The organism is Sphingobium sp. LMC3-1-1.1 (assembly GCF_040676285.1).
In the GTDB taxonomy this organism is placed as follows: domain Bacteria; phylum Pseudomonadota; class Alphaproteobacteria; order Sphingomonadales; family Sphingomonadaceae; genus Sphingobium.
On the sequence record NZ_JBEGHQ010000056.1, the window covers coordinates 55,768 to 75,236 of the forward strand.

The 19,469-nt window shown below is 64.9% G+C and carries 15 protein-coding genes, 1 tRNA gene and 1 pseudogene; 4 read left to right on the forward strand and 13 right to left on the reverse strand.

Features of this window, described 5'->3' with window-relative positions:
• Nucleotides 1-50: 50 nt before the first annotated feature.
• The 4 genes from MRBLMC3_RS19055 to MRBLMC3_RS19070 form a co-directional block, all read right to left on the reverse strand.
• Nucleotides 51-1,310, reverse strand: a complete 1,260-nt coding sequence (locus MRBLMC3_RS19055) for a mechanosensitive ion channel family protein (RefSeq protein ID WP_363831355.1) — start codon at nucleotides 1,308-1,310, stop codon at nucleotides 51-53.
• Nucleotides 1,307-2,530, reverse strand: a complete 1,224-nt coding sequence (gene metC, locus MRBLMC3_RS19060; RefSeq protein WP_363831684.1) for a cystathionine beta-lyase — start codon at nucleotides 2,528-2,530, stop codon at nucleotides 1,307-1,309. The genes MRBLMC3_RS19055 and metC overlap by 4 nt, the downstream gene beginning before the upstream one ends.
• Nucleotides 2,527-3,375, reverse strand: a complete 849-nt coding sequence (gene sseA, locus MRBLMC3_RS19065) for a 3-mercaptopyruvate sulfurtransferase (protein ID WP_363831357.1) — start codon at nucleotides 3,373-3,375, stop codon at nucleotides 2,527-2,529. Before sseA ends, metC begins: the two co-directional genes overlap by 4 nt.
• A 143-nt stretch (nucleotides 3,376-3,518) precedes the next feature.
• Nucleotides 3,519-4,796, reverse strand: coding sequence for a hypothetical protein (locus MRBLMC3_RS19070; RefSeq protein WP_363831360.1), 1,278 nt, complete (start codon nucleotides 4,794-4,796; stop codon nucleotides 3,519-3,521).
• A 101-nt stretch (nucleotides 4,797-4,897) separates the two neighbouring features.
• Between MRBLMC3_RS19070 and queF the strand changes: the two genes are divergently transcribed.
• The gene (gene queF, locus MRBLMC3_RS19075; RefSeq protein ID WP_133653895.1) at nucleotides 4,898-5,356 is read left to right on the forward strand and encodes a preQ(1) synthase; all 459 of its coding nucleotides are present in this window, start codon (nucleotides 4,898-4,900) and stop codon (nucleotides 5,354-5,356) included.
• Nucleotides 5,357-5,563: 207 nt separating this feature from the next.
• Nucleotides 5,564-8,239, forward strand: coding sequence for a M1 family metallopeptidase (locus MRBLMC3_RS19080; RefSeq protein ID WP_363831363.1), 2,676 nt, complete (start codon nucleotides 5,564-5,566; stop codon nucleotides 8,237-8,239).
• Nucleotides 8,240-8,280: 41 nt separating this feature from the next.
• On the opposite strand, the gene MRBLMC3_RS19085 is transcribed toward MRBLMC3_RS19080, so the two are convergent.
• Complete coding sequence (locus MRBLMC3_RS19085) at nucleotides 8,281-9,354, reverse strand: phytase (protein ID WP_363831366.1); 1,074 nt, start codon at nucleotides 9,352-9,354, stop codon at nucleotides 8,281-8,283.
• A 179-nt stretch (nucleotides 9,355-9,533) separates the two neighbouring features.
• On the opposite strand from MRBLMC3_RS19085, the gene MRBLMC3_RS19090 reads away from it, so the two are divergent.
• Nucleotides 9,534-12,299 (forward strand): TonB-dependent receptor, encoded by a 2,766-nt coding sequence (locus tag MRBLMC3_RS19090; RefSeq protein ID WP_363831369.1) that lies wholly within the window; start codon nucleotides 9,534-9,536, stop codon nucleotides 12,297-12,299.
• Nucleotides 12,300-12,386: 87 nt separating this feature from the next.
• Here the strand turns inward: MRBLMC3_RS19090 and MRBLMC3_RS19095 are convergent, their stop codons facing one another.
• From MRBLMC3_RS19095 to hspQ, 3 genes are all read right to left on the reverse strand, one after another.
• Nucleotides 12,387-14,330: an OPT family oligopeptide transporter gene (locus MRBLMC3_RS19095; RefSeq protein ID WP_414714673.1), complete on the reverse strand. Its 1,944-nt coding sequence runs from the start codon at nucleotides 14,328-14,330 to the stop codon at nucleotides 12,387-12,389.
• A gap of 119 nt (nucleotides 14,331-14,449) precedes the next feature.
• Nucleotides 14,450-15,223 carry a GDSL-type esterase/lipase family protein gene (locus MRBLMC3_RS19100; RefSeq protein WP_363831375.1) on the reverse strand — a complete coding sequence of 258 codons (774 nt, stop codon included), beginning with the start codon at nucleotides 15,221-15,223 and terminating at the stop codon, nucleotides 14,450-14,452.
• On the reverse strand, nucleotides 15,180-15,551 hold the full coding sequence (gene hspQ, locus MRBLMC3_RS19105) for a heat shock protein HspQ (protein ID WP_133653889.1): 372 nt from the start codon (nucleotides 15,549-15,551) through the stop codon (nucleotides 15,180-15,182). The genes MRBLMC3_RS19100 and hspQ overlap by 44 nt, the downstream gene beginning before the upstream one ends.
• A 122-nt stretch (nucleotides 15,552-15,673) precedes the next feature.
• Here hspQ and MRBLMC3_RS19110 point away from each other — a divergent pair.
• Nucleotides 15,674-15,763, forward strand: a tRNA-Ser gene (locus MRBLMC3_RS19110).
• A gap of 113 nt (nucleotides 15,764-15,876) precedes the next feature.
• On the opposite strand, the pseudogene MRBLMC3_RS19115 reads toward MRBLMC3_RS19110, so the two are convergent.
• The 5 genes and pseudogenes from MRBLMC3_RS19115 to MRBLMC3_RS19135 form a co-directional block, all read right to left on the reverse strand.
• A pseudogene (locus tag MRBLMC3_RS19115) lies at nucleotides 15,877-16,303 on the reverse strand (DDE-type integrase/transposase/recombinase).
• A gap of 262 nt (nucleotides 16,304-16,565) precedes the next feature.
• Nucleotides 16,566-16,703 carry a hypothetical protein gene (locus MRBLMC3_RS19120; protein ID WP_363752887.1) on the reverse strand — a complete coding sequence of 46 codons (138 nt, stop codon included), beginning with the start codon at nucleotides 16,701-16,703 and terminating at the stop codon, nucleotides 16,566-16,568.
• A 9-nt stretch (nucleotides 16,704-16,712) separates the two neighbouring features.
• On the reverse strand, nucleotides 16,713-17,816 hold the full coding sequence (locus MRBLMC3_RS19125; protein ID WP_363831378.1) for an NAD-dependent epimerase/dehydratase family protein: 1,104 nt from the start codon (nucleotides 17,814-17,816) through the stop codon (nucleotides 16,713-16,715).
• Between the two features lie 44 nt (nucleotides 17,817-17,860).
• Nucleotides 17,861-18,640 (reverse strand): SDR family NAD(P)-dependent oxidoreductase, encoded by a 780-nt coding sequence (locus tag MRBLMC3_RS19130; RefSeq protein ID WP_363831381.1) that lies wholly within the window; start codon nucleotides 18,638-18,640, stop codon nucleotides 17,861-17,863.
• Between the two features lie 25 nt (nucleotides 18,641-18,665).
• Nucleotides 18,666-19,445: an SDR family NAD(P)-dependent oxidoreductase gene (locus MRBLMC3_RS19135; RefSeq protein WP_363831384.1), complete on the reverse strand. Its 780-nt coding sequence runs from the start codon at nucleotides 19,443-19,445 to the stop codon at nucleotides 18,666-18,668.
• Nucleotides 19,446-19,469 lie beyond the last annotated feature (24 nt).

Here is a 19,469-nt window from a genome sequence, read left to right on the forward strand (position 1 = left end):
GCACGGCGCGGCGTCGCGCGCGCTTTTTGCCGCAATTGGGGATCGTTGCGCTACGGCAGGGGCGGTGCCGCATCGCGCGGTGCATGAATGACGCGCTGCGGATAGGGGATGGTGATGCCATGGTCGCGGAACAGCCGCCACACTCGGCCGAGCACATCCGATTTCACACTGCCGATGCCGCTTTCCGGGTCGCTGATCCACACCAATATGTCATGTTCAACGCGGTTTTCGCCAAAGGCGGTGAGCCAGACATTGGGTTTGGGATTGCGAAGCACGCGGGGGCTTTCCTGCGCGGCGCGCAGCATCAGTTCCTGCGCGAGCTGGAGGTCGCTGTCATAACCGATGCCGACGGGAATGCGGACGCGGACATTGCGGTCGGAATAGGACCAGTTCTCCACCTCCTGCGTCATCAGATTCTCGTTCGGGATCAGATGTTCCTTGCCGTCGCGGGTGATGACGCTGACGGCGCGCACGCCGATCTTGTTCACCCAGCCGAAGCTGTCGCCGACGACGATGACGTCGCCCGGCTTGATCGACCGGTCCATCAGCAGGATGATGCCGGCGATCAGATTGCCGAAGGTCTTTTGCAGGCCGAAGCCGACGGCGAGGCCCAGCGCGCCGGAGAAGACGGTGAAGGCGGTGAGATCGACGCCGAGCAGGTCCACGCCGATGAAGAAGGCCGCGACCACCACGACGATGGCGGCCAGCTTCTGCGCCAGCAGCTTCTGCGTGGCGTCCAGGCCATGGGCGTGCGTGATGCTGCGCCCGATGATGCGGTTGGCAAGGCGCACCAGGGCGAACAGCGCGACGCAGATCGCAGCCATGCTGACCAGCCCCAACAAGGTGACGCGCCGCTTGCCAAGGTCCAGGCCAACGCCGTCGAGCATGTCCGCCACGGGAGCGAAGCCACCGCTGCTGCCGGAAAGAACCATGACGAACAGCAGCAAGGCGATCGGCAGCACGGCAAGGCGCGGAATGGCGAGGCTGCGCAGGACATGCACGGCGAGCAGCGACAGCGACAGGGCGAGCGCGGCGCTCAGCACCAGATGCGCCAGATCCCCGACCGGCCAGAAGGCGACCGCCAGCGCCGTGACGGCTGCGGCGATGCCGTGGCGCAGGATCGGGCGCAAATGCCCCGCCAGCGCCTCCCCCAGGCCGCGGAATCGGCGGCGCAGGCGCGGCGCGGCGATGCGGGCGACCGCGCCGGCAATCAAATGGATGGCGATGGCCAGCGCCAGCGCGACCAAGGGATGGACGATGGCCGGATCGCCCGGCAACAGCGGCAGAAGTTCGGGCAAGCCCGGCGTCATCCGCGCGCGGCCCGGAAGCGGGCAAGGCCCGCGTCGAGATCGGCGATGAGGTCGTCGGCGTCCTCCAGCCCGATCTGGAGGCGGACGACCGGCCCCTCCGCCTGCCAGGCGGTGGCCGTGCGGTAGCGGGCGGGATCGACCGGAAGCGCGAGGCTTTCGAAGCCGCCCCAGCTATAGCCGATGCCAAAATGCGCGAGGCCGTCGATCAGGGCGGCACGGGCCGCTTCATCGCCGCCCTTGAGGACGAAGCTGAACAGGCCACTTGAACCGGTGAAATCGCGATCCCAAAGCGCATGGCCGGGACAGGAGGGCAGGGCCGGGTGGAGAACGCGGGCGATGTCGGGCTGCTGCGACAGCCATTGCGCGATGCGCAGCGCGCTCGCCTGATGCTGGTTGAGCCGGACGCCCAATGTCCGCAGACCGCGCGCCGCGAGCCAGGCATCGTCGGGGCTGGTCATCTGCCCGAAAAGATAGGCGGTCTGGCGGATCCTGGGAAAGAAGGCGGGAGTGGCCGTGACCGACCCCATCATCACGTCGCTATGGCCGACGATATATTTGGTGCAGGCGAGAATGCTGATGTCGACGCCATGGCCGAGCGCCGGGAAGAAATAGGGGGTGGCCCATGTGTTGTCGATCAGCGTCGTTATGCCCCTGTCCCGCGCAATGGCGGTGATAGCGGGCACGTCCTGCACCTCGAAGGTCAGGCTGCCGGGGCTTTCCATGAAGATGGCGCGGGTGGCGTCGGTGATGAGCGCCGCGATCCCCGCGCCCACGGTCGGATCGTAATAAACCGTCTCCACGCCGAAAGGACGGAGCATCTGCTCGCAGAAATTGCGTGTCGGGTCGTAGGCGCTGTCGACCATCAGAAGCTGGTCGCCGGGTTTCAGCACCGCCATCAGCGCGCAGGCGATGGCCGCGACTCCTGACGGATAGAGCATGGTGCCTTCGGCGCCCGGCTCCATTTCGGTGAGGGCGTCGGCCAGGCTCCATGCCGTGGGCGTGCCCTTGCGGCCGTAGAACAGCCGTTCATGCGTGCTGCGCCCTGCCGCGCCGCGCAGATGCGCGACATCGTCGTAAAGAATGGTCGAGGCGCGCCAGACCGGCGGGTTGACGATGCCTCCGGGCTGGCCGGGCATGCCGGTCCATTCGGGCTTGCGGCCCGCCTGGGCGATTTGGGTCAGGGGCTTGCGGTCCCCGTTCTTGCCCGACTTCCGGGTCATGCGGCGGGACCGGTCGCTTTCGGCGTGGCCGGGTCCAGCCCCCATTCGGACCAGCTTCCATCATAGAGGGTGACATCGGTCTTGCCGAGCAGTTCCAGGCCCGCGAGCAGGATCGCGGCCGTCACGCCGCTGCCGCAGCTGGTGATGATCGGGCGGTCGAAATCCGTCCCGGCGTCGAGAAACAGGCGGCGCAGTTCCTCGCCCTGCTTCATGCTGTTGTCGGCATGGTAGAAGGCAGAGGAGGGGATGTTGCGGCTGCCCGGAATATGGCCCGACGCCATGCCGGGGCGGGGTTCCCGTTCCTCGCCCGTGAAGCGCGCGGCGCCCCGTGCATCCAGTACCTGTTCCGACCCGCTTTCGAGATTGGCGAGAATATCCTCCTTGGTGCGGACCTGGCCTGCGTCGCGCCTTGCGATGGCATTGCCGGGCGCCGTTTCGGGCATGCCGCTTTCCGTCGGCCGTCCCTCCGCCAGCCATTTCGAAAGGCCGCCGTCGAGGATCGCCGCGCCCTTGCCCACGCCATAGAGGCGCATCATCCACCAGCCGCGCGCCGCGCTGTGGGTCGGGCTGTTGTCATAGACGATGATGCGGCTGTCCGCGTCGATGCCAAGGCGCCGGCAACGCTCGGTCATGAAATCATCGGTCGGCAGCATGCCGGGGCGCGGATCGTCGGGGTCGGCCAGGCTGGGAAGGTCGAGGAAGACGGCGCCGGGGATATGGGCGGCCTCGAACTCGGCCTGGGGATTGCGGGGCACACCGGGCAGGAACAGGCTGGCGTCGACGATCCGGAGGTCGGGCTTGCCCAATTCCCCCTCAAGCCAGTCGGTCGTCACCAATATGTCCATGCGCGCCCTTGCTCCCTCGCTCGTTCGGCCACCTGCGACGGGTGGCGCAGACCTGTTCTAGAGCATCGCGGGGAGAAGTGGGAACCGGTTTTCCGCTTTTGAAGATATGACGGCTTCAGCGGAGGTGGGAAGGGCCGTTCACCTTAACTGGAGAGGCTGAGCGCGGTCGCGCGGCTGCCGGGGGCAGGATATTGGCGCGGGCCAAGATCCAGCCGGAAGGGGGATAGGCGTTCGACCGGCGGCGATCGTTCTTCCCCGATGATGAAGACGCGCCCGGTGCGTCCGGCGCCTTCACTGTCACTCGTATTGGCGCCCGTCCAGCGATAATGCGCGTCGAAGGCGATCAAGGGGATCAGCAGCGCCCGCTCGCCCATGGGGATCGCGGCGATCGCCTGCGCGTCGAGCCGCATTTCCCCGATGAGCGCCTGAGTCTCGCCCGGCGCGATCGACACGACCGAATGAACCGGAAGGCCGGTTTCACCTGCGAAGAAGGGCTGGAAAAGAGCCTGCTGCTGCTGTGGATCGGCATTGGTGATCAGGCTGCGGACCAGAATATCCTCCGCCGCACGGTTGCCGCGATTGTGGAGCATCAGCCGATAGCCGATGGTCGCGCCCAATAATGTCAGGCGGGCGGCCTGCACTTCCATGGCAAGTTCGATCCATGGCCGGTCGCTGGTTGCCGGTGCGGTAGCCTGCGCGGTTGCTGGTTTGGGCGACGCAGGTACCGCCCTGGGCTGGGGCTGGGGCTGGGGCTGGGGCTGGGGCTGGGGCTGGGGTGGAGCCGGCATGGACGGCGGTGCCGTTTCGGCTTCGTGCGGCTGGTCCTCCACCGCGTCTTCCTTGCGGCGACGCAGCCAGAAAAAGGCCCCGATCAGCAGGATGGCGACCCCCGCTGCCGCGGCGATCCACGGCCATGCGGGCGCGGGCTGCTGCACGACGGCGGGCTGGGCAGGCGGCGGGCTGGGCGCCGCGTCATTGGCGGCGGGGGGAGGGCCTTGATTGTCGACCGGCGATGATGGGGCCGGCGACGATGGAGGAGGTGCTTCGCTGCGGGCTGGGCCTTCGGCCGGGGTCCCACTTTGCGGCGCGGGTTGCGGCGTGCGCGCTGCCCCGGTGGGACGCTGGTTGGGCTGGCTTTGCGGCTGCGGCTGCGGTTGTGTCTGTGTCTGGGGTTGAGCCGGTGCCGGGACAGCGATGGGCGGAAGCTGGATCGTTGGCGTCACGACCACCGGCGGCGTCACCGGCGTGGGCGCGCCGCGGAACACGTTCAGTTCCGGCCCCTGCGCTTTGGGATTGGCCTGCGGCGGCGGTGCGGTGCGCGGCAGGTTGAAGACCGGATCGCTGCTATTTTCCTGCTGGGCGAAGGCAGGCGCGGCCAGCAGCAGCGGCGCGGCGAGCAGAAGCGAAAAACGGAACCCCATGGGTGGCAGCCAAGGCATTTGCCCAGGTGAACCCGCCATGAACGAAAGGCAAGAGAGGCGTGACGATGACATCTGCCGTGCAATGGCGTAGATGGCCTGCCATGACTGACATGCCGACTCCACTTCATCTGGGCCGAACCAGTGCCCTGCCCGCACGTCCCGAAGAGGCCGTGCTGGATTATGTGCCCAATCCGCGTCCGGGGAAGCCCTATCTGGTGCGCTTCACCGCGCCGGAATTCACGTCCCTCTGCCCGGTGACGGGGCAACCCGATTTCGCGCATCTGGTAATCGACTATGCGCCCGCGGCGACCATCGTCGAATCCAAATCGCTGAAGCTGTTCCTCAGCGCCTTTCGCAACCATGCCGCCTTCCATGAGGATTGCACGGTAGGGATCGGCGAAAGGCTGTTCGCGGAGATGAACCCGATATGGCTGCGCATCGGCGGCTATTGGTATCCGCGCGGGGGCATTCCCATCGACGTGTTCTGGCAATCGGGCGAGCCGCCGGCGGGGCTGTGGCTCCCCCCGCAGGACGTGCCGGGTTATCGCGGGCGGGGTTAACGCGCCCGGAGGGAATGGCGTTCCTGCCGGCGCGGCGGCAGGAAGCTTCACCTCCGCTTTTGTTTGACAAACGAACAACAAGTTTCGACCAACGACATGTGCGGCGGGGCGCCCGGCTTGACCGACGAGGTGAAACGGACGATCCCCCTGACATCCTGGCGCGCGACTTTCGCCGCGCCGTTCCAACCTGTCGGAGTTGCGAACCTCATGTCCTTTTCGAAAATCCTTCCGCTGATGCTGGCGGCCGCGCCGCTGGCCATGGCTGTCCCGGCATGGGCGCAGCCGGTGGCCCCGTCCGGCCCCGCCGCGGGTGTGACCACGCAACTGCCGCGCGGCGCCGCGCCCAGCCATTATGCGATTGAGGTGACTCCCGATGCGGCCAATCTGAAGTTCACGGGCAGGACCACCATCGATGTCACCGTGACTCAGGCGATGCCTGCCCTGGTGCTGAACGCGGCGGACCTGACGATAAGTTCGGTGACGCTGACCCCGGTGAACGACAAGGCGGCAAAGGGTAAGGCCGCAAAGGGGACCGCCCGGATCGACGCCGCCGCGCAGACCGTCACCTTCGATTTCGGCAAGCCGCTCCAGCCAGGCAGCTACAAGCTCGACATCGACTATGCAGGTGTCATCAACCAGCAGGCGAACGGCCTGTTCGCGCTCGATTATACCGACAATGCCGGCAAGGCGAAGCGCGCCCTCTTCACCCAGTTCGAGGCGCCCGACGCCCGTCGCTTCGTTCCGAGCTTCGATGAGCCGAGCTACAAGGCGACCTTCGACCTGAGCGCCGTCGTTCCCGCCGATCAGCTTGCCGTCAGCAACATGCCGGTCAAGAGCAGCGCCGATGCCGGGTCGGGCAGGAAGCTGGTGACCTTTGGCACCAGCCCGAAAATGTCATCCTACCTCCTCTTCTTCGGCCTGGGCGAACTGGAACGCGCAACGAAAATGGCCGGCGCAACCGAAGTCGGCGTGATCACCGGCAAGGGCAACACCGGCAAGGCGCAACTCGCGCTCGATGCGTCGGCGGCGATCCTGCCTTATTATAACGACTATTTCGGCGTGCCTTTCCCCTTGCCCAAGCTGGACAATGTCGCGGGGCCGGGGCAGAGCCAGTTCTTCTCCGCCATGGAGAATTGGGGCGCGATCTTCACCTTCGAGCGGGCCTTGCTGGTCGATCCGCGCTTCACGTCGGAAAGCACGCGTCGGACCATCTATTCGATCGTCGCCCATGAAATGGCGCACCAGTGGTTCGGCGATCTGGTCACCATGGCCTGGTGGGATGATCTCTGGCTGAACGAAGGTTTCGCAAGCTGGATGGCGACCAAGGTCACCGACAAGCTGAACCCCGAATGGGAAATGCTGCTGTCCCGCGTCAATGGCCGCGAGCGGGCGATGAGCCTGGATTCGCTGGTGACGACCCACCCGATCCTCCAGAAGATCCACACCGTCGATGAGGTGAACCAGGCCTTTGACGACATCACCTATGAAAAGGGCGAGGCCGTCATCACCATGCTCGAGGGCTTTGCGGGGGAGGATGCGTGGCGTTCGGGCATCCGCGCCTATATGAAGCAGCACGCCTATGGGAACACCGTGACCGACGACCTGTGGAAGGCGGTCGAGGGCGCGGGCGCCAAGGGCGTGGTCGGCATCGCACATGATTTCACCAGCCAGCCGGGCATCCCGCTGGTCAAGGTGGACAGCGCGCAATGTCAGGGCGGATCGACCATCCTGTCACTGTCGCAGGGAGAATTCAGCCGTGACCGGAAGGACAAGGCGCCGCTCAAATGGAATGTGCCGGTGATGGCGCAGGCGATCGGCCAAGGGGGCGGCGGGACGCAGCAGCGGCTGATCCTGAACGGATCGGCGCAGGTGACGCTGCCGGGTTGTGGCGCCTATCTGATCAACGCCGGGCAGACGGGCTATTACCGCTCGCTCTATCCGGAAGCGAATCTCAGATCCCTGGTCAGGGACTTCACCAAATTGACGTCCATGGACCAGATCGGCCTGATGGCGGACAATTTCCAGCTGGGCCTCGGCGGCTATCAGCCCATGGGACTGGCCCTCGACCTGATCGATGCCGTGCCCGCGACCGCCAGCCCCGCCGTGCTGGCGGAGGTGCCGGGCTATCTCGACAGTGCCCACACCATGCTGGAGAGCGACAAGGCGAGCCAGGCGCGGGTCGCGGCCTATGCGTCGAAGAAGCTGAGCCCCGTGCTGGCAAGCGTCGGATTCGATGCCAAGCCGGGCGAGAATCCCCAGGTGCCGGTGTTGCGCTCGGCCCTGGTGTCGACGCTGGGCGGCATGGGCGACAAGGCGGTCGTCGCGGAAGCGAACAAGCGTTTCGCTGCGCTGGCGACCAATCCGTCCGCGCTTGATGGTCCGCTGCGCAATGTCTGGCTCCGCATCATCGCGGAAAATGCCGATGCCGCGACCTGGGACAAGCTGCGCGCAATGGCTAACGGCGCCAAGTCGGACCTCGAAAAGAGCACCACCTTCGCCCTGCTGGGCGCGGCCAAGGATGAGAAGCTGGCTGCCAGGGCGCTCGACCTGGCGATGACCGACGAGCCGGGCAAGACGACCAGCGCGGCCATCATATCCGCCGTGGGCGGCGAGCATCCGATGCTGGCCGTCGACTATGTGCTGGCGCATCGCGAGCAATATGAGGCGATGATCGACGTGTCGGCGCGCAGCCAGGCGATTGCGCGGCTTGGCGGCAATTCCGCCGATCCGGCGATGGTGACGAAGCTGGACGCCTATGCCACCCAATATCTGACGCCGGAATCGCGCAAGGTGGTGGATCGCTCCATCGCCGCGATCAAGACACGGATCGAAACCCGGGCGCGGCTGAAGCCCGCGCTGATCGGATGGTTCGCGAAGAAATAGGCGCCGACGGTCCCTCCCGGAAACGGGAGGGACTTTCCGGATCAACGGGGCAGGTCGAGTGCCCTGGCGATGTCGTCCCAGGCCACCAGCTTGAAATTCTGCGCCGCCGTGGCGTTGTGACCGTCCTGCGCCACGAACAGCCCACCGGGATAGCCCGGTCCGAAATCGCCCAGCATCAGGTCGATGCCATCGGTTTCCTCCGACCCGCCAATGCTGCCGTCGACCGCGCGAAAGCGGCCGGCATAGCTGTCGTCCGACAGCCGATAGGCGACATAGGCATTGTCCCCCTGGCTGGAGACCAGGACATAGCCGTCCTTCTCGCCCATTGGCGCGATGGCGACGCCTTCGGCATCCATGACGAGGTTCCTGCCGTCCGCCGCTGCTATCCTGGTCAGGGTGGTGGGGGCGTCGGCACGGGCATCGAAGCGCCAGAGGCCGACATCCTCCTCCGCCACATAGGCGATGCCGGTGCGGTCGTCGACCGCGCAGCCTTCCGACTGGGTGCCAAGCTTCAGGCTCCGCACGATGCGGCCCTTGGGCGTGGCCCCGGAAGTGTCGAGCGCGACCTGGTTCACCGTGCCGTCCTTCAGCACGATGAAGGCATAGGCCGCCGTCGCCGCGCGGTAGAGGCAGATGCCATAGGCCTCGCCCTTGCCGGCATCCACCTTGCCGATCGCCGTCAGTTTCGCGGTGCCGGGATCGAGGCGGAACAGCGCCAGCCTGGCATGGGCAATGTCGTTGCGGTCACTCGCGACGACCAATATCCCGCTCCGGCCATTGATCATCACCCCGTCGCGCAGATCGACATTGTTGACCCGGCCCGCGTCGAGAAAGTCGCGGGTCTTCCCATCCAGCGCGTAGACGTAAAGGCCCGCCTTCTTGTCGGTGCCCACGATCAGGCTCTGCGCCGGATCGGCGGCGTTGCGCCAGATCGCCGGATCATCTGCCGCATCGGCATTGGGCGTGCCGACGGGCGTGGTTTCTCCGCGGGCCGTCACGGTGACGGCCGGCGTGGCGTTGGCGATGCGTTCCATCAGCGGGCGCTCTGGCGCCGCGCTGGCGCAGGCGCCGAGCAGGAAAGCGGCGCAAAGGCCGGCAGTGGATTGTCTGGTCATGGAATGCCCCCGTTTGCGGCACCTCTTGGACGCACTTTATGACGGGGCTGTGACGGAAGAGGGCGAGTAGCGCCTGGCATGTCACTGTTCTGTCACCATAATTTCACGGGATTGTATTTCCGCCGCTCTACGTGCGCCGCCAGGCCCTTTTTTGAAGGGCCGTTTCAACAGGGGATCCTATGCAACATGATTTCGTCCGGCCGCGCGCCGGCGCACCGTTCGTTCGTCTCGCGCTGAGCTGCGGCATTGCCGGTTGGGCCTTGGCTTCGTCTCAGGTCATGGCCCAGGCGCCGGCCGTGGATGACGATATGGGAGCGATCGTCGTCACCGGCACCCGCCCGATCGCGGAGTCCGAGGCGGCGGCCCTGGAAATCCAGAAAAACAGCGACTCGCTGGTCACGGCTGCGGCGTCCGACTCGGTCGGTCGCCTGCCTGACCAGAACATCGCGCAGGCCGCCAGCCGCCTGCCCGGCATCAGCGTCGAGCGCGACCAGGGCCAGGCCCGCTACATCAATCTGCGCGGCGCGCCCAAGACCTGGACCACCCTGTCGTTCGACGGCATCAACGTGGTGAGCCCGGAAGGCCGCGACGCCCGTTTCGATTCCATCCCGTCGGCCATTGCCGGCAAGATCATCGTGTCGAAGGCGGTGACGCCCGACATGCCGGGCGAAACGGTCGCCGGCAACGTCAACGTCATCACGCGGTCGGCCTTCGATTATGACGGCTTCCATCTGGCGGGGAAGGGCGGCCTTGGCTTTGCCGAACTGGGCGACAGGAAGGAATATGAAGGCGCGCTGGTCGTTTCCGACCGCTTCCAGACCGGCATCGGTGAGATCGGCGTGCTGCTGTCGGGCAGCTATTATGAGCGCAACATGGTCACGGATAATTTCGAGACCGATTATGAGCGCGTCAGCCGGGATGCCCGCCCTGGCAACGAAACGCGTTTTTGGGCCCATGAAGCCGAAAACAAGCTCTATCGTCTGACCCGCAAGAACTGGTCGGTTTCCGGCCGCCTGGATTGGAAGCCGGACGCGCGGAACACCATCTCGCTGCGGTCGATCTATACCATCTTCACCGATGACGAGGCGCGGGACAATTACCGCTTCGATCTGGACGACAGGGAATCCGACCTGTCGAGCAGCAGTGCTGCCTGCACGATTACGCCCAACGCGACGCCGACCACTTCGGGCTATGCCGACGTCTGCATCGGCAACACGCCGCAGCAGGGCACGATCTATGGCATCGACATCCGCCAGCGTTCCACGCTGCGCGCCTTTCGCCAGTCGGTCTTCACCAATACGCTGGCGGGCGATCATGAATTTGCCGACGGCTGGAGGCTGAGCTGGGTCGGCAACTATACCGAATCGAAGGACGACCGATCGGTCGTGGGGGAGGCGACCTGGGACAGCCCGGGCACGCGCAACCTGCGGCCGACCGTCGCCTATGATTTTTCCGACCCGAACCTGTCGCGCCTGACGCTCTACCGCACGCTGCAACTGGCCAGCCCGACCCGCTATGCCGCCGGTGCGCAGGTCGTGGACGTCGACAGCTTCACCAAGCCGCTTTCCGGCTTCACGGTGCTGGACGCGGTGGACACGACCAAGGCCTATACGGGTCGCCTGGTTCTGGCGCGTGAGCTGGAACATGCGACGCTGAAGGCCGGGATCCAATATGACCGCCGCACGAAGATCGCGGACGAACGGCAGATCACGCTGAACGCCGCGCAGGCCGCGACCGTCCTGCCCACGGACTATAACCAGTTCTCGACCGACCAGAAGTTCCTGGGCGAGATCCCGATGGGCTACACCTTCCATTATTTCGACACGGACAAGATGCGCGCCGCGTCGAAGGCGGCGCAAGCGGCCTATACCTTCGCGCCGAATACCGGCAATAATTACGATGTGCGGGAGGAGATCATCGCCGGTTACCTGATGGGTACCTTCCGCTACGACTGGGGTTCGGTGGTCGGCGGCGTGCGCGTCGAGCATATCAAGAACCGGGGTTCAGCCGTCGGCACCATTGCGGGGGTCAGCGGTCTCGTCACGGCAGAGGCCACGCAGACGCTGGCCTTCCCCAGCATGCACATCAACTATAATATCGACGACACGAAGAAGCTGCGCCTGTCCTTCAACAGCGGTGCGGCGCGCGCCGATTATGACCAGTTGCGGCCCAATGTCGTCGTCAACGACAGCAATGAGACGATCTCGGGCGGCAATCCGGCGATCAAGCCCGAGCGCGCCTATGGCGTCGACGCCTATTTCGAATGGTATCTGCGTCCGCAGGGCTATCTGATGATCGGCACCTTCTACAAGAAGATCGAGGATTTCCTCTACACCTCCTCCCGCACCTTCAATTCGGCCGCGCTCAACAGCAACGGCATCGACCGGTCCGGCTATACGTTCAGCGGCCTCGTCAATGGTGGTTCGGGCCGCATTTATGGTCTGGAAGCGGCTGCGCAGTTGCAGCTTGAGCCATGGACGGACGATCTGGGCCTGCCAGAATTCCTGGGCGGCTTTGGCGTTTCGGCCAACATCACGCTGAACAACAGCAAGGTCGATCTGGGCAACCGCAAGCTGCGGCTGCCCGGCACGTCGGACTTCGTCTACAATATTGGCGGCTATTACGAGAAATATGGCCTGTCGATCCGCCTGCAATATCAGAACCGCAGCAAATGGCTCGACACGGTGGGTAGCCTGGCCGATGCGGGCGACACCTATTGGGATTCGGACGACGAACTGGACTTCTCGGCGCGCTATGCGATCACCCGGAATTTCGAGATCTATTTCGACGCATCGAACCTGCTCAACCATCCGGGCCGCCGTTTCTCCGATCCGGGCAGCCTGCTGCGCGCAAGCGGCGTGCAGGCGCCCAACAGCAGCAACCAGACGATCGAGTGGGAACGTTTCGGTCGCCGTTATACCGGCGGCATCCGGTTCAACTTCTGATCCGCAGAAGCTTCAGGAATAAAGAAATTAGGGGGTCACCTGAGGTGGCCCCCTTCATTTCATCCTTCGGCCCCTGTCGGAGGTTTGTCAGGCTGGTCCCAAAGGTGCGCTGGCCCAGCGACGAAGGCGCGCGTAAAGCGCCCAGATCACGCCGAAGAAGGCGATTACCGACAGCGGCACGGCCCAGGGGTTCTCCGCCACCAGCGCCATGGGGGCGTCGCTGTCCGTCGCCGCGACGATCCCGGCAAAGGCGACGCCGAACAGGCTTTCCCCGACGATGAAGCCGGTTGCCATCAGCACCCCCATGCGCTCGGCAAATTCGGGGCTGGACTGGCGCAACGCCCAACGATTGTAGAGATGCCCGATCACCGCGCCGACCGGGATCAGCAGGGTCAGCGCCATCGGCAGGTAAATGCCCATGCCGACCGCCAGCGGCGGCAGGCGCAGCCTGCCCGCCTTGCCCAGCAGTTCGTCGATGGCGACGACGACCACGCCGATGCCCGCGCCGAAGCCGATCAGGCCCCAGTCGAGATCGCCGCCCAGCACGCCCTTCGCCAGGGCGGAGATCAGCGCGGCCTGCGGCGCGGGGAGGGCGGTCGCCTTGGCGCCGGGCGCGCCCGCGAAGCCGAAGGCGCTGTTCAGCAGGTCCAGCACCGGGGGGATCACCAGCGCGCCGAAGATCACGCCCAGCACCAGCGCGATCTGCTGCTTCCACGGCGTTGCGCCAACCAGCTGGCCGGTCTTCAGATCCTGAAGATTGTCGTTGGAAATGGTTGCGACGCCGAAGACGATGGCAGTGACGAACAGCGCATAGGCGATCAGCGCCTGCGCCTGCTTCGGATCGCCGCCCGACCCGTAGATGGCCGCCAGGATCAGCGAGGCGCCCAGCACCGCGAGAATGCCGACGCCGGAAATCGGACTGTTCGATGCGCCGATCAGCCCCGCCATATAGCCGCAGACCGATGCGATGACGATGCCCGCCACCAGGATATAGGCCAGCGTCAGCACGATGATCGGCAGGGGGTTGAGCGCGATCGGCCCGCCCTGCGCGAAGATCCAGAGCAGCACCGCGATCGGCAGCAGCGAAGCGAGGATGGTGCCGCCGACGACGCCGATGGGAAGATCGCGTTCGCTAAGGTCGAGCAGGCCGGCATTGCCGGACTTGCGGACCTTCGCCGCCGCCATGGCGGACCGGATGCCGCTGACGATCGGTCCCAATATCTTGAGCAGGGTCCAGATGGCGGCGATGCCGATGGTGCCGGCACCGATGAAGCGCGCCTTCATCCGGAAAGTGGTGCCGACGAGCTCGCTCAGATCGGCGCCCGTCGGAAGAGGGGCGGTAAGGTAGGGCACCAGGCCGACCCAGCTTATCAGCAGGCCGAAGAACATGGCGATGCCCACCGACAGGCCCACCAGATGCCCGACGCCGATCAGCGCCATGGAGAAACTGGTGGAAACGCTGGACGCGCCCGCGCCGAATTTGAAGAAGGTTGCGGCTTCCTCCGCGATCAGCCTGGTCTTGGCCAGGATGGCGAAGGCGGCTGCGGTGACGGAGCTGGCGACGATGGCGGCCAGGCCGCGCTTGTTCTCCTCCAGCCCCTCGCGCGAACCGGCGCCGACTTTCAGCACTTCGGCGGCGGCTACGCCCTCCGGATAGGGCAGGTCGGAACCTGTCACCAGTGCGCGGCGCAGCGGCACGGAATACATGACGCCCAATATGCCGCCCAGCGCAATGGTGAAGGCGCTCAGCCAATAGGGAAAGCCCTGCCACCAGCCGATGATGACCAGGCCCGGCAAAACGAAGATGATGGCCGACAGCGTGCCGGCCGCCGATGCGATAGTCTGGACGATGTTGTTTTCCAGGATCGTACCGGTCGCGAACAGCCGCAGCACGGCCATGGAGATGACGGCGGCAGGGATGGAGGTGGCGAAGGTCAGTCCGATCTTGAGGCCCAGATAGACGTTGGCGGCCGTGAACAGCAAAGTGATGAGCGCGCCCAATATGACGCCGCGAAGCGTCAGCTCCGCCATGGGGGCCGCCTTGGCCGAATCACTTGTCACTCGTCTGTCCCCTTGCCTGCGGCTGTTTTACCGATGCCTGGTAATAATGTTGCTTGGCTGTGGATCAATCGGAAAGTGCGCGCGAAGCGTCACGAGGCGGCGCCCCTGGTGTCGCCGGCGACGGCGGCATCCAGATAGGCGTCGACCAACCGCGTCCAGAGCGTGTAGCCGCGCGGATTCATGTGCAGCCCGTCAGGCCGGAACAGAGATGCGTCGGGCAGGCCGTCCGGCGCCAGCAATACGCGGCCAACATCCAGATAGTCGAAACGGCTTACCCGCGACCGCGCCGCCACGGTCATGTTGACCGCCGCCATTTTCGGCCAGAGCGTCCAGCGCATGGGGCTGGGCTTCAAGGACAGATAGGCGATATGCGCCTTGGGATAATCGGTGCGCAACTGCCTGAGCAGGGCCAGCACATTGTTCGCCACCTCGGCCGGGCTGGCACCGGCGGCCAGATCATTTTCCCCGACATAGACCAGGATGGAACGCGGCTTCGCCCTGGGCAGCAGGCGCTTGTAATAATGCAGGACATCAGGGGTGGTCGCGCCGCCGAAGCCCCGGTTGATGGCACCGATGTCAGGGAAGCTGCCGCCGATGTCCCACAGGCGAATGCTGGAGCTGCCCAGGAACAGCGTGGCGTCCGTGATTGCGGGACCGGCCTCGTTGGCCTTGGCAAATGCCTCGATCTCGCGCGAGAACGGAAAGGCGGGATCGGCATTGACCTTGAGCGCCGGTGCCTGTTCGGCCGCGTGCAACAGGCCGCCAGCCCCCAGCAGCAGCGCAAGGCCGATCAGCGCCCGGCCCGCCCGGAGGCGGCCCCTAGTGGCGATGCAGGGGGCGGAGTTGATATTTGCCGTTGGCATAGGTGCCGAACATGCCGGAGATGGCGGGATGATCGACAGGCTCCTCGCTGTCGTCCGCGATCAGGTTTTGCTGGCTGACATAGGCGACATAGCTGCTTTCGCCATTTTCGGCGAGCAGATGGTAGAAGGGCTGATGCTTGTCCGGCCTGACCTCCTCGGGAATGGCCTGATACCATTCTTCCGTATTGGCGAAGACGGGATCGATATCGAACACCACCCCGCGAAAGCCGAAAAGGCGGTGCTGCACGACATCGCCGATGCTGAAGCCGGCGTGGACGATGGGCGGGGCTGTAACATCGGTTCCGAAAATCTGAATCGCGTCGTTCATGTGACACAATTTAGGATGCTTGCGGTGCGAAACAAGAAAAATGCTCGCCGCTGCTTGGCAAGGTGAAAATCATTCGCTAATGGCCGCCGCTCGACCGGGACGGCACGCGCCGAACCTTCTGCGGAGAGGTGGCAGAGTGGTCGAATGCACCGCACTCGAAATGCGGCGTGCCGGCAACGGTACCGAGGGTTCGAATCCCTCCCTCTCCGCCACTGCCTTTTCCTCTAAGTTAATGATTTTCTTGGAGAAATCGGTCTGTGGGGTGCTGTCAGACAAAGGCGAACTGCTCTCCACGTGATGCACTTTGGATCGCGAGGGTAGGGGATCAGCCCATGAGAGAATGCCACTCAGCAAAGGCAGCTGAGCGTTTTTCCTTATAGGTCTGGCGATCGACGAGGTGGCGTTCCAGTGCGAAGTGGTTGTGGACGTTGGCGTGTACGGATGCGAATTTCTGTAACGACCTGATTTGTCGGAAGCGCAGCATAGCTCTCCAGGATCTCGCCTTCCTGATCGACGGCGTGCCATAGATAAACCATTTCGCCATTCACCTTGACGTACATTTCGTCGAGGTGCCAGCGCCAGTGGCGAAATCCCCGCATGCGGCTGATCCGCTGCCGGCGAATGTCGCCTGCGAACAGCGGGCAGAACCTGTTCCATCAGTAGCGCACCGTCTCGTGGCTGATGTCGATACCGCGCTCGAAGAGCAGGTCTTCCACGTTCCTGAGGCTGAGCGGGAAGCGCACGTACATCATCACCGCCAGCCGGATCACCTCGCGCGACGAGTTGAAGTAGCGGACGGATTGTCAGGCTTGGAGCGGCTCATGCCCTACTTTAGCAGCGCCCAGAGCAACGCGCCATTTTGCTCTGACAGAGCCCTCCGGCGTAATCGCGTGGACTCGCCCTGCCAATATGTCCGAGAACCAGAAGAGCCTATCGCGCCAGCGCGGTCCGTCTGGAAACATCAGGCCGCTCATGCCGCGGATCGATTCGAAGTCCATATGCGGCTCTCCGTTCCTAACGAAGCCCCAGCCGCACAGCCACGAAGCGCCTGACCTCGTCCAAACCACGTTGAAACAGCGCAATGTCGTCGGCTACCAGCCCATTGGGCGGCAGATGGGCCGGATGGACCATAATATTGGTACGTATCAGCATGATCCCGCGTCAGGCGACGGCCGGGATGATCTTGAGCTGCTGGAACCGGCGCGTATATTTCCGGAACATCTCCGCCGTATCCATGCAGTCGTGAAAGCCCGCCTGACGGATCTTGATAGTGCTGGAGAGGCCGTAACGGACGACATGGGCGGGATCGAGCGGATAGGACCAGGCGCCCCCCACCGCAAGCGATTCGCCCAGCAACGCGTCCAGATCCTCAGGCGCTTTCAACCCGTATTTGCGCACCATGCCGCGCCAGAGATGCGCCAGGGCGCGAACCTCCTCCGCAATGTCGAACGGCTGGGGCGCGGCCAGCTCCATGGCCAGTTCCTCCGCCACGATGGGAAATGCGTCGTGCAGCGAAAAGACGTCGCCGTTGACGAGGTTGAACGCCTCGTTGCGCGCATTCTCCGCCCCGGCCGCCCAGTCGAGCCCCTGCGCGAGAAGGTCGGCGTCGGCGATATCGGTTATCATGCTGGCCCCATCCGGCACGAGGAGGGGCAGCCCCGCCTCCTTGCGGAGCGCCGCGAACAGGGCGAGCACCAGAAAGGTGTTCATGTTCGCGCCCACCGCCTCGCCGACGATCATGCCCGGCCGGATAATCGTCCACGCCCAGGACGCGCCCTGCTGCTTCGCCCGGATATAGTCCTCATGTTGATGATAGAAATTTTCTTGGTCTATGCGCGGGAGTGATTCCTTGTAGGGCATGGGCGGCGTGCGCTCGATGAGATGCGAGCCATAGGCCTTGAAGCCATGGACGAGCCCGATGTGGCGAAAGCCGTGCGCGGTGGACAGGATCGGATCGACCACGTTGCGCAGCATCGCCATGTTCCTGGCGTACTGCTCGGGGTCGCGCCATCCGGCGATCATGTTCCCTTGCTGCTCGTTGACGGCACAATAAGCGATATGGGTCACGCCCGGCATCGCGGCGAAGATCTCGGCGCATTTCTCACCGTCCAGCAGGTCGAGCGGGATATGCTCGACATGGTCGGGACAGAATAGCGGCCGCCGCCGCGAAACGGCCGTGACCTTCCAGCCGGGCTTGGCGGCAAAATGCTTGAGCGCCGCCGAACCGGCCAGACCCGATGCACCGATGATGAGGATTTCAGGCATCCGCTATACTCGCGAGCGAAAGCCGTTCCCGCGGCGATCCGTCGTCAGCCATGATAGCCTCCGTCAACCCGCACGACCTCCGCGTTCATATACGCGTCGTCCTCGGACGCGATCATCGCGATGATGCTGGCGATATTCTCCGGCGAACCATAGATCCCATCCGGCCGCGACAAATGCGCGAAGAGCGACATGTCCGCGCCCTCCGGAAACCCGCCGGCCCCCATGGCGTCGGTCATCGGGGTGGCGATCCCGCCGGGCGCGACCGCGTTTACGCGCACGCCGCGCTTGATATACTCCCAGCCCAACGTGTGAGTCAGCGCGGCCACCCCGCCCTTGCTGGCGGCATAGGCCGCCATGTAGGGATGGCCGAAATAAGCCGAGGTGGAAGCGGTATTCACGATGTTGCCCTTCGATTCGAGGAGATAGGGCAGCGCCTCGCGGCAGCACAGGAAGGTGCCGACCAGATTGATCTGGAGGATGCGGACGAAGTCCTCCAACGTCTCCTCCACGCTGTGCACCGCGCGCAGCACGCCGGCGACATTGATCAGCACGTCGAGCTTGCCCTGGCGTTCCGCGAACCCGGCGAAAGCGCTTTTGATCGCCGCCTCGTCGGTGATCGACGCCACTACGGTCTCCACCCGGCCTGCCTGACCCGCCGCGCTACGTGCCTGATCGGCTGATTCGGCCAGCGCGTCCACGTTGACGTCCACCGCGAGGAGGGTCGCGCCCTCGCTCGCCAGCCGGGCGAGCGTCGCCCGTCCGATGCCGGTGGCGGCGCCGGTGACGATCGCCACCTTGTCCACGAACCTTGCTGCGCTGCTCATCAACTTCCCTCCATCGTCCTCTGCGTCATTCTTCGGGTGCGACGCTGAACCCCACTGTCTGCCCGCCGTCCGCGAGCACGACCGAACCGGTCATGAAGCTGGCCGCATCCGACAGCAGGAAGCAGGCGACCTCCGCGATTTCGCTTGGGTCCGCCATCCGCTGCAACGGCACCTTCTTGGCGATGAAGGATTCCAGCGAGGGATCGCGCTCGATGGCGACGGCGGCGATCTCGGTCTTCACGCCGCCGGGGCACAGGCAGTTTATCCGGATGCCCTCCCTCGCATATTCGAGCGCCGCCGACTTGGTCAGACCGACGATCGCATGCTTGGTCGCTGCATAGACCGCGAGATAGCCCGACCCCGCGATGCTGGCGGTGGAGCCGGTGTTCAAGATTACGCCCTTGCGGGCCGGCCGCATGAGGCGCAGCTCGTGCCGCATGCATTCGACCGTGCCATAGAGGTTGGTCTCGATCAGCGAGCGGACCTCCGCATCGGTCGTGTCGCTCAACGCCTTGAAGTCGTTGGTGATGCCGGCGTTGTTGAAGGCCGCATCCAGCCTTCCGAACGACGACTGGATACGGTCGAAGCCGGCGGCGACGCTGGCGGCGTCGGCGACATCCATCTGGACGAACGTCGCCTCGCCGCCCGCGCCGCGGATATGGTCGACGGTGCCCTCGGACTGCGCCGCCCGGCGCGCGGCGACCAGGACGTGCGCACCACGGTCGCCAAGCATGATCGCCGCGGCCTTGCCGATGCCGGAGCTTGCGCCCGTGACCAGCACGACCTTTCCGTCGAACCTGTTCATCCGTCCTCTCCCACTTAGACCTTC

Excerpts from the sequence above, each read along its gene's own strand:
- MRBLMC3_RS19055 (WP_363831355.1), bottom strand. The coding sequence starts at position 1,310 with ATGACGCCGGGCTTGCCCGAACTTCTGCCGCTGTTGCCGGGCGATCCG.
- metC (WP_363831684.1), bottom strand. The coding sequence starts at position 2,530 with ATGACCCGGAAGTCGGGCAAGAACGGGGACCGCAAGCCCCTGACCCAA.
- sseA (WP_363831357.1), bottom strand. The coding sequence starts at position 3,375 with ATGGACATATTGGTGACGACCGACTGGCTTGAGGGGGAATTGGGCAAG.
- MRBLMC3_RS19070 (WP_363831360.1), bottom strand. The coding sequence starts at position 4,796 with ATGGGGTTCCGTTTTTCGCTTCTGCTCGCCGCGCCGCTGCTGCTGGCC.
- queF (WP_133653895.1), top strand. The coding sequence starts at position 4,898 with ATGACTGACATGCCGACTCCACTTCATCTGGGCCGAACCAGTGCCCTG.
- MRBLMC3_RS19080 (WP_363831363.1), top strand. The coding sequence starts at position 5,564 with ATGTCCTTTTCGAAAATCCTTCCGCTGATGCTGGCGGCCGCGCCGCTG.
- MRBLMC3_RS19085 (WP_363831366.1), bottom strand. The coding sequence starts at position 9,354 with ATGACCAGACAATCCACTGCCGGCCTTTGCGCCGCTTTCCTGCTCGGC.
- MRBLMC3_RS19090 (WP_363831369.1), top strand. The coding sequence starts at position 9,534 with ATGCAACATGATTTCGTCCGGCCGCGCGCCGGCGCACCGTTCGTTCGT.
- MRBLMC3_RS19095 (WP_414714673.1), bottom strand. The coding sequence starts at position 14,330 with ATGGCGGAGCTGACGCTTCGCGGCGTCATATTGGGCGCGCTCATCACT.
- MRBLMC3_RS19100 (WP_363831375.1), bottom strand. The coding sequence starts at position 15,223 with ATGCCAACGGCAAATATCAACTCCGCCCCCTGCATCGCCACTAGGGGC.
- hspQ (WP_133653889.1), bottom strand. The coding sequence starts at position 15,551 with ATGAACGACGCGATTCAGATTTTCGGAACCGATGTTACAGCCCCGCCC.
- MRBLMC3_RS19120 (WP_363752887.1), bottom strand. The coding sequence starts at position 16,703 with ATGCTGATACGTACCAATATTATGGTCCATCCGGCCCATCTGCCGCCC.
- MRBLMC3_RS19125 (WP_363831378.1), bottom strand. The coding sequence starts at position 17,816 with ATGCCTGAAATCCTCATCATCGGTGCATCGGGTCTGGCCGGTTCGGCG.
- MRBLMC3_RS19130 (WP_363831381.1), bottom strand. The coding sequence starts at position 18,640 with ATGAGCAGCGCAGCAAGGTTCGTGGACAAGGTGGCGATCGTCACCGGC.
- MRBLMC3_RS19135 (WP_363831384.1), bottom strand. The coding sequence starts at position 19,445 with ATGAACAGGTTCGACGGAAAGGTCGTGCTGGTCACGGGCGCAAGCTCC.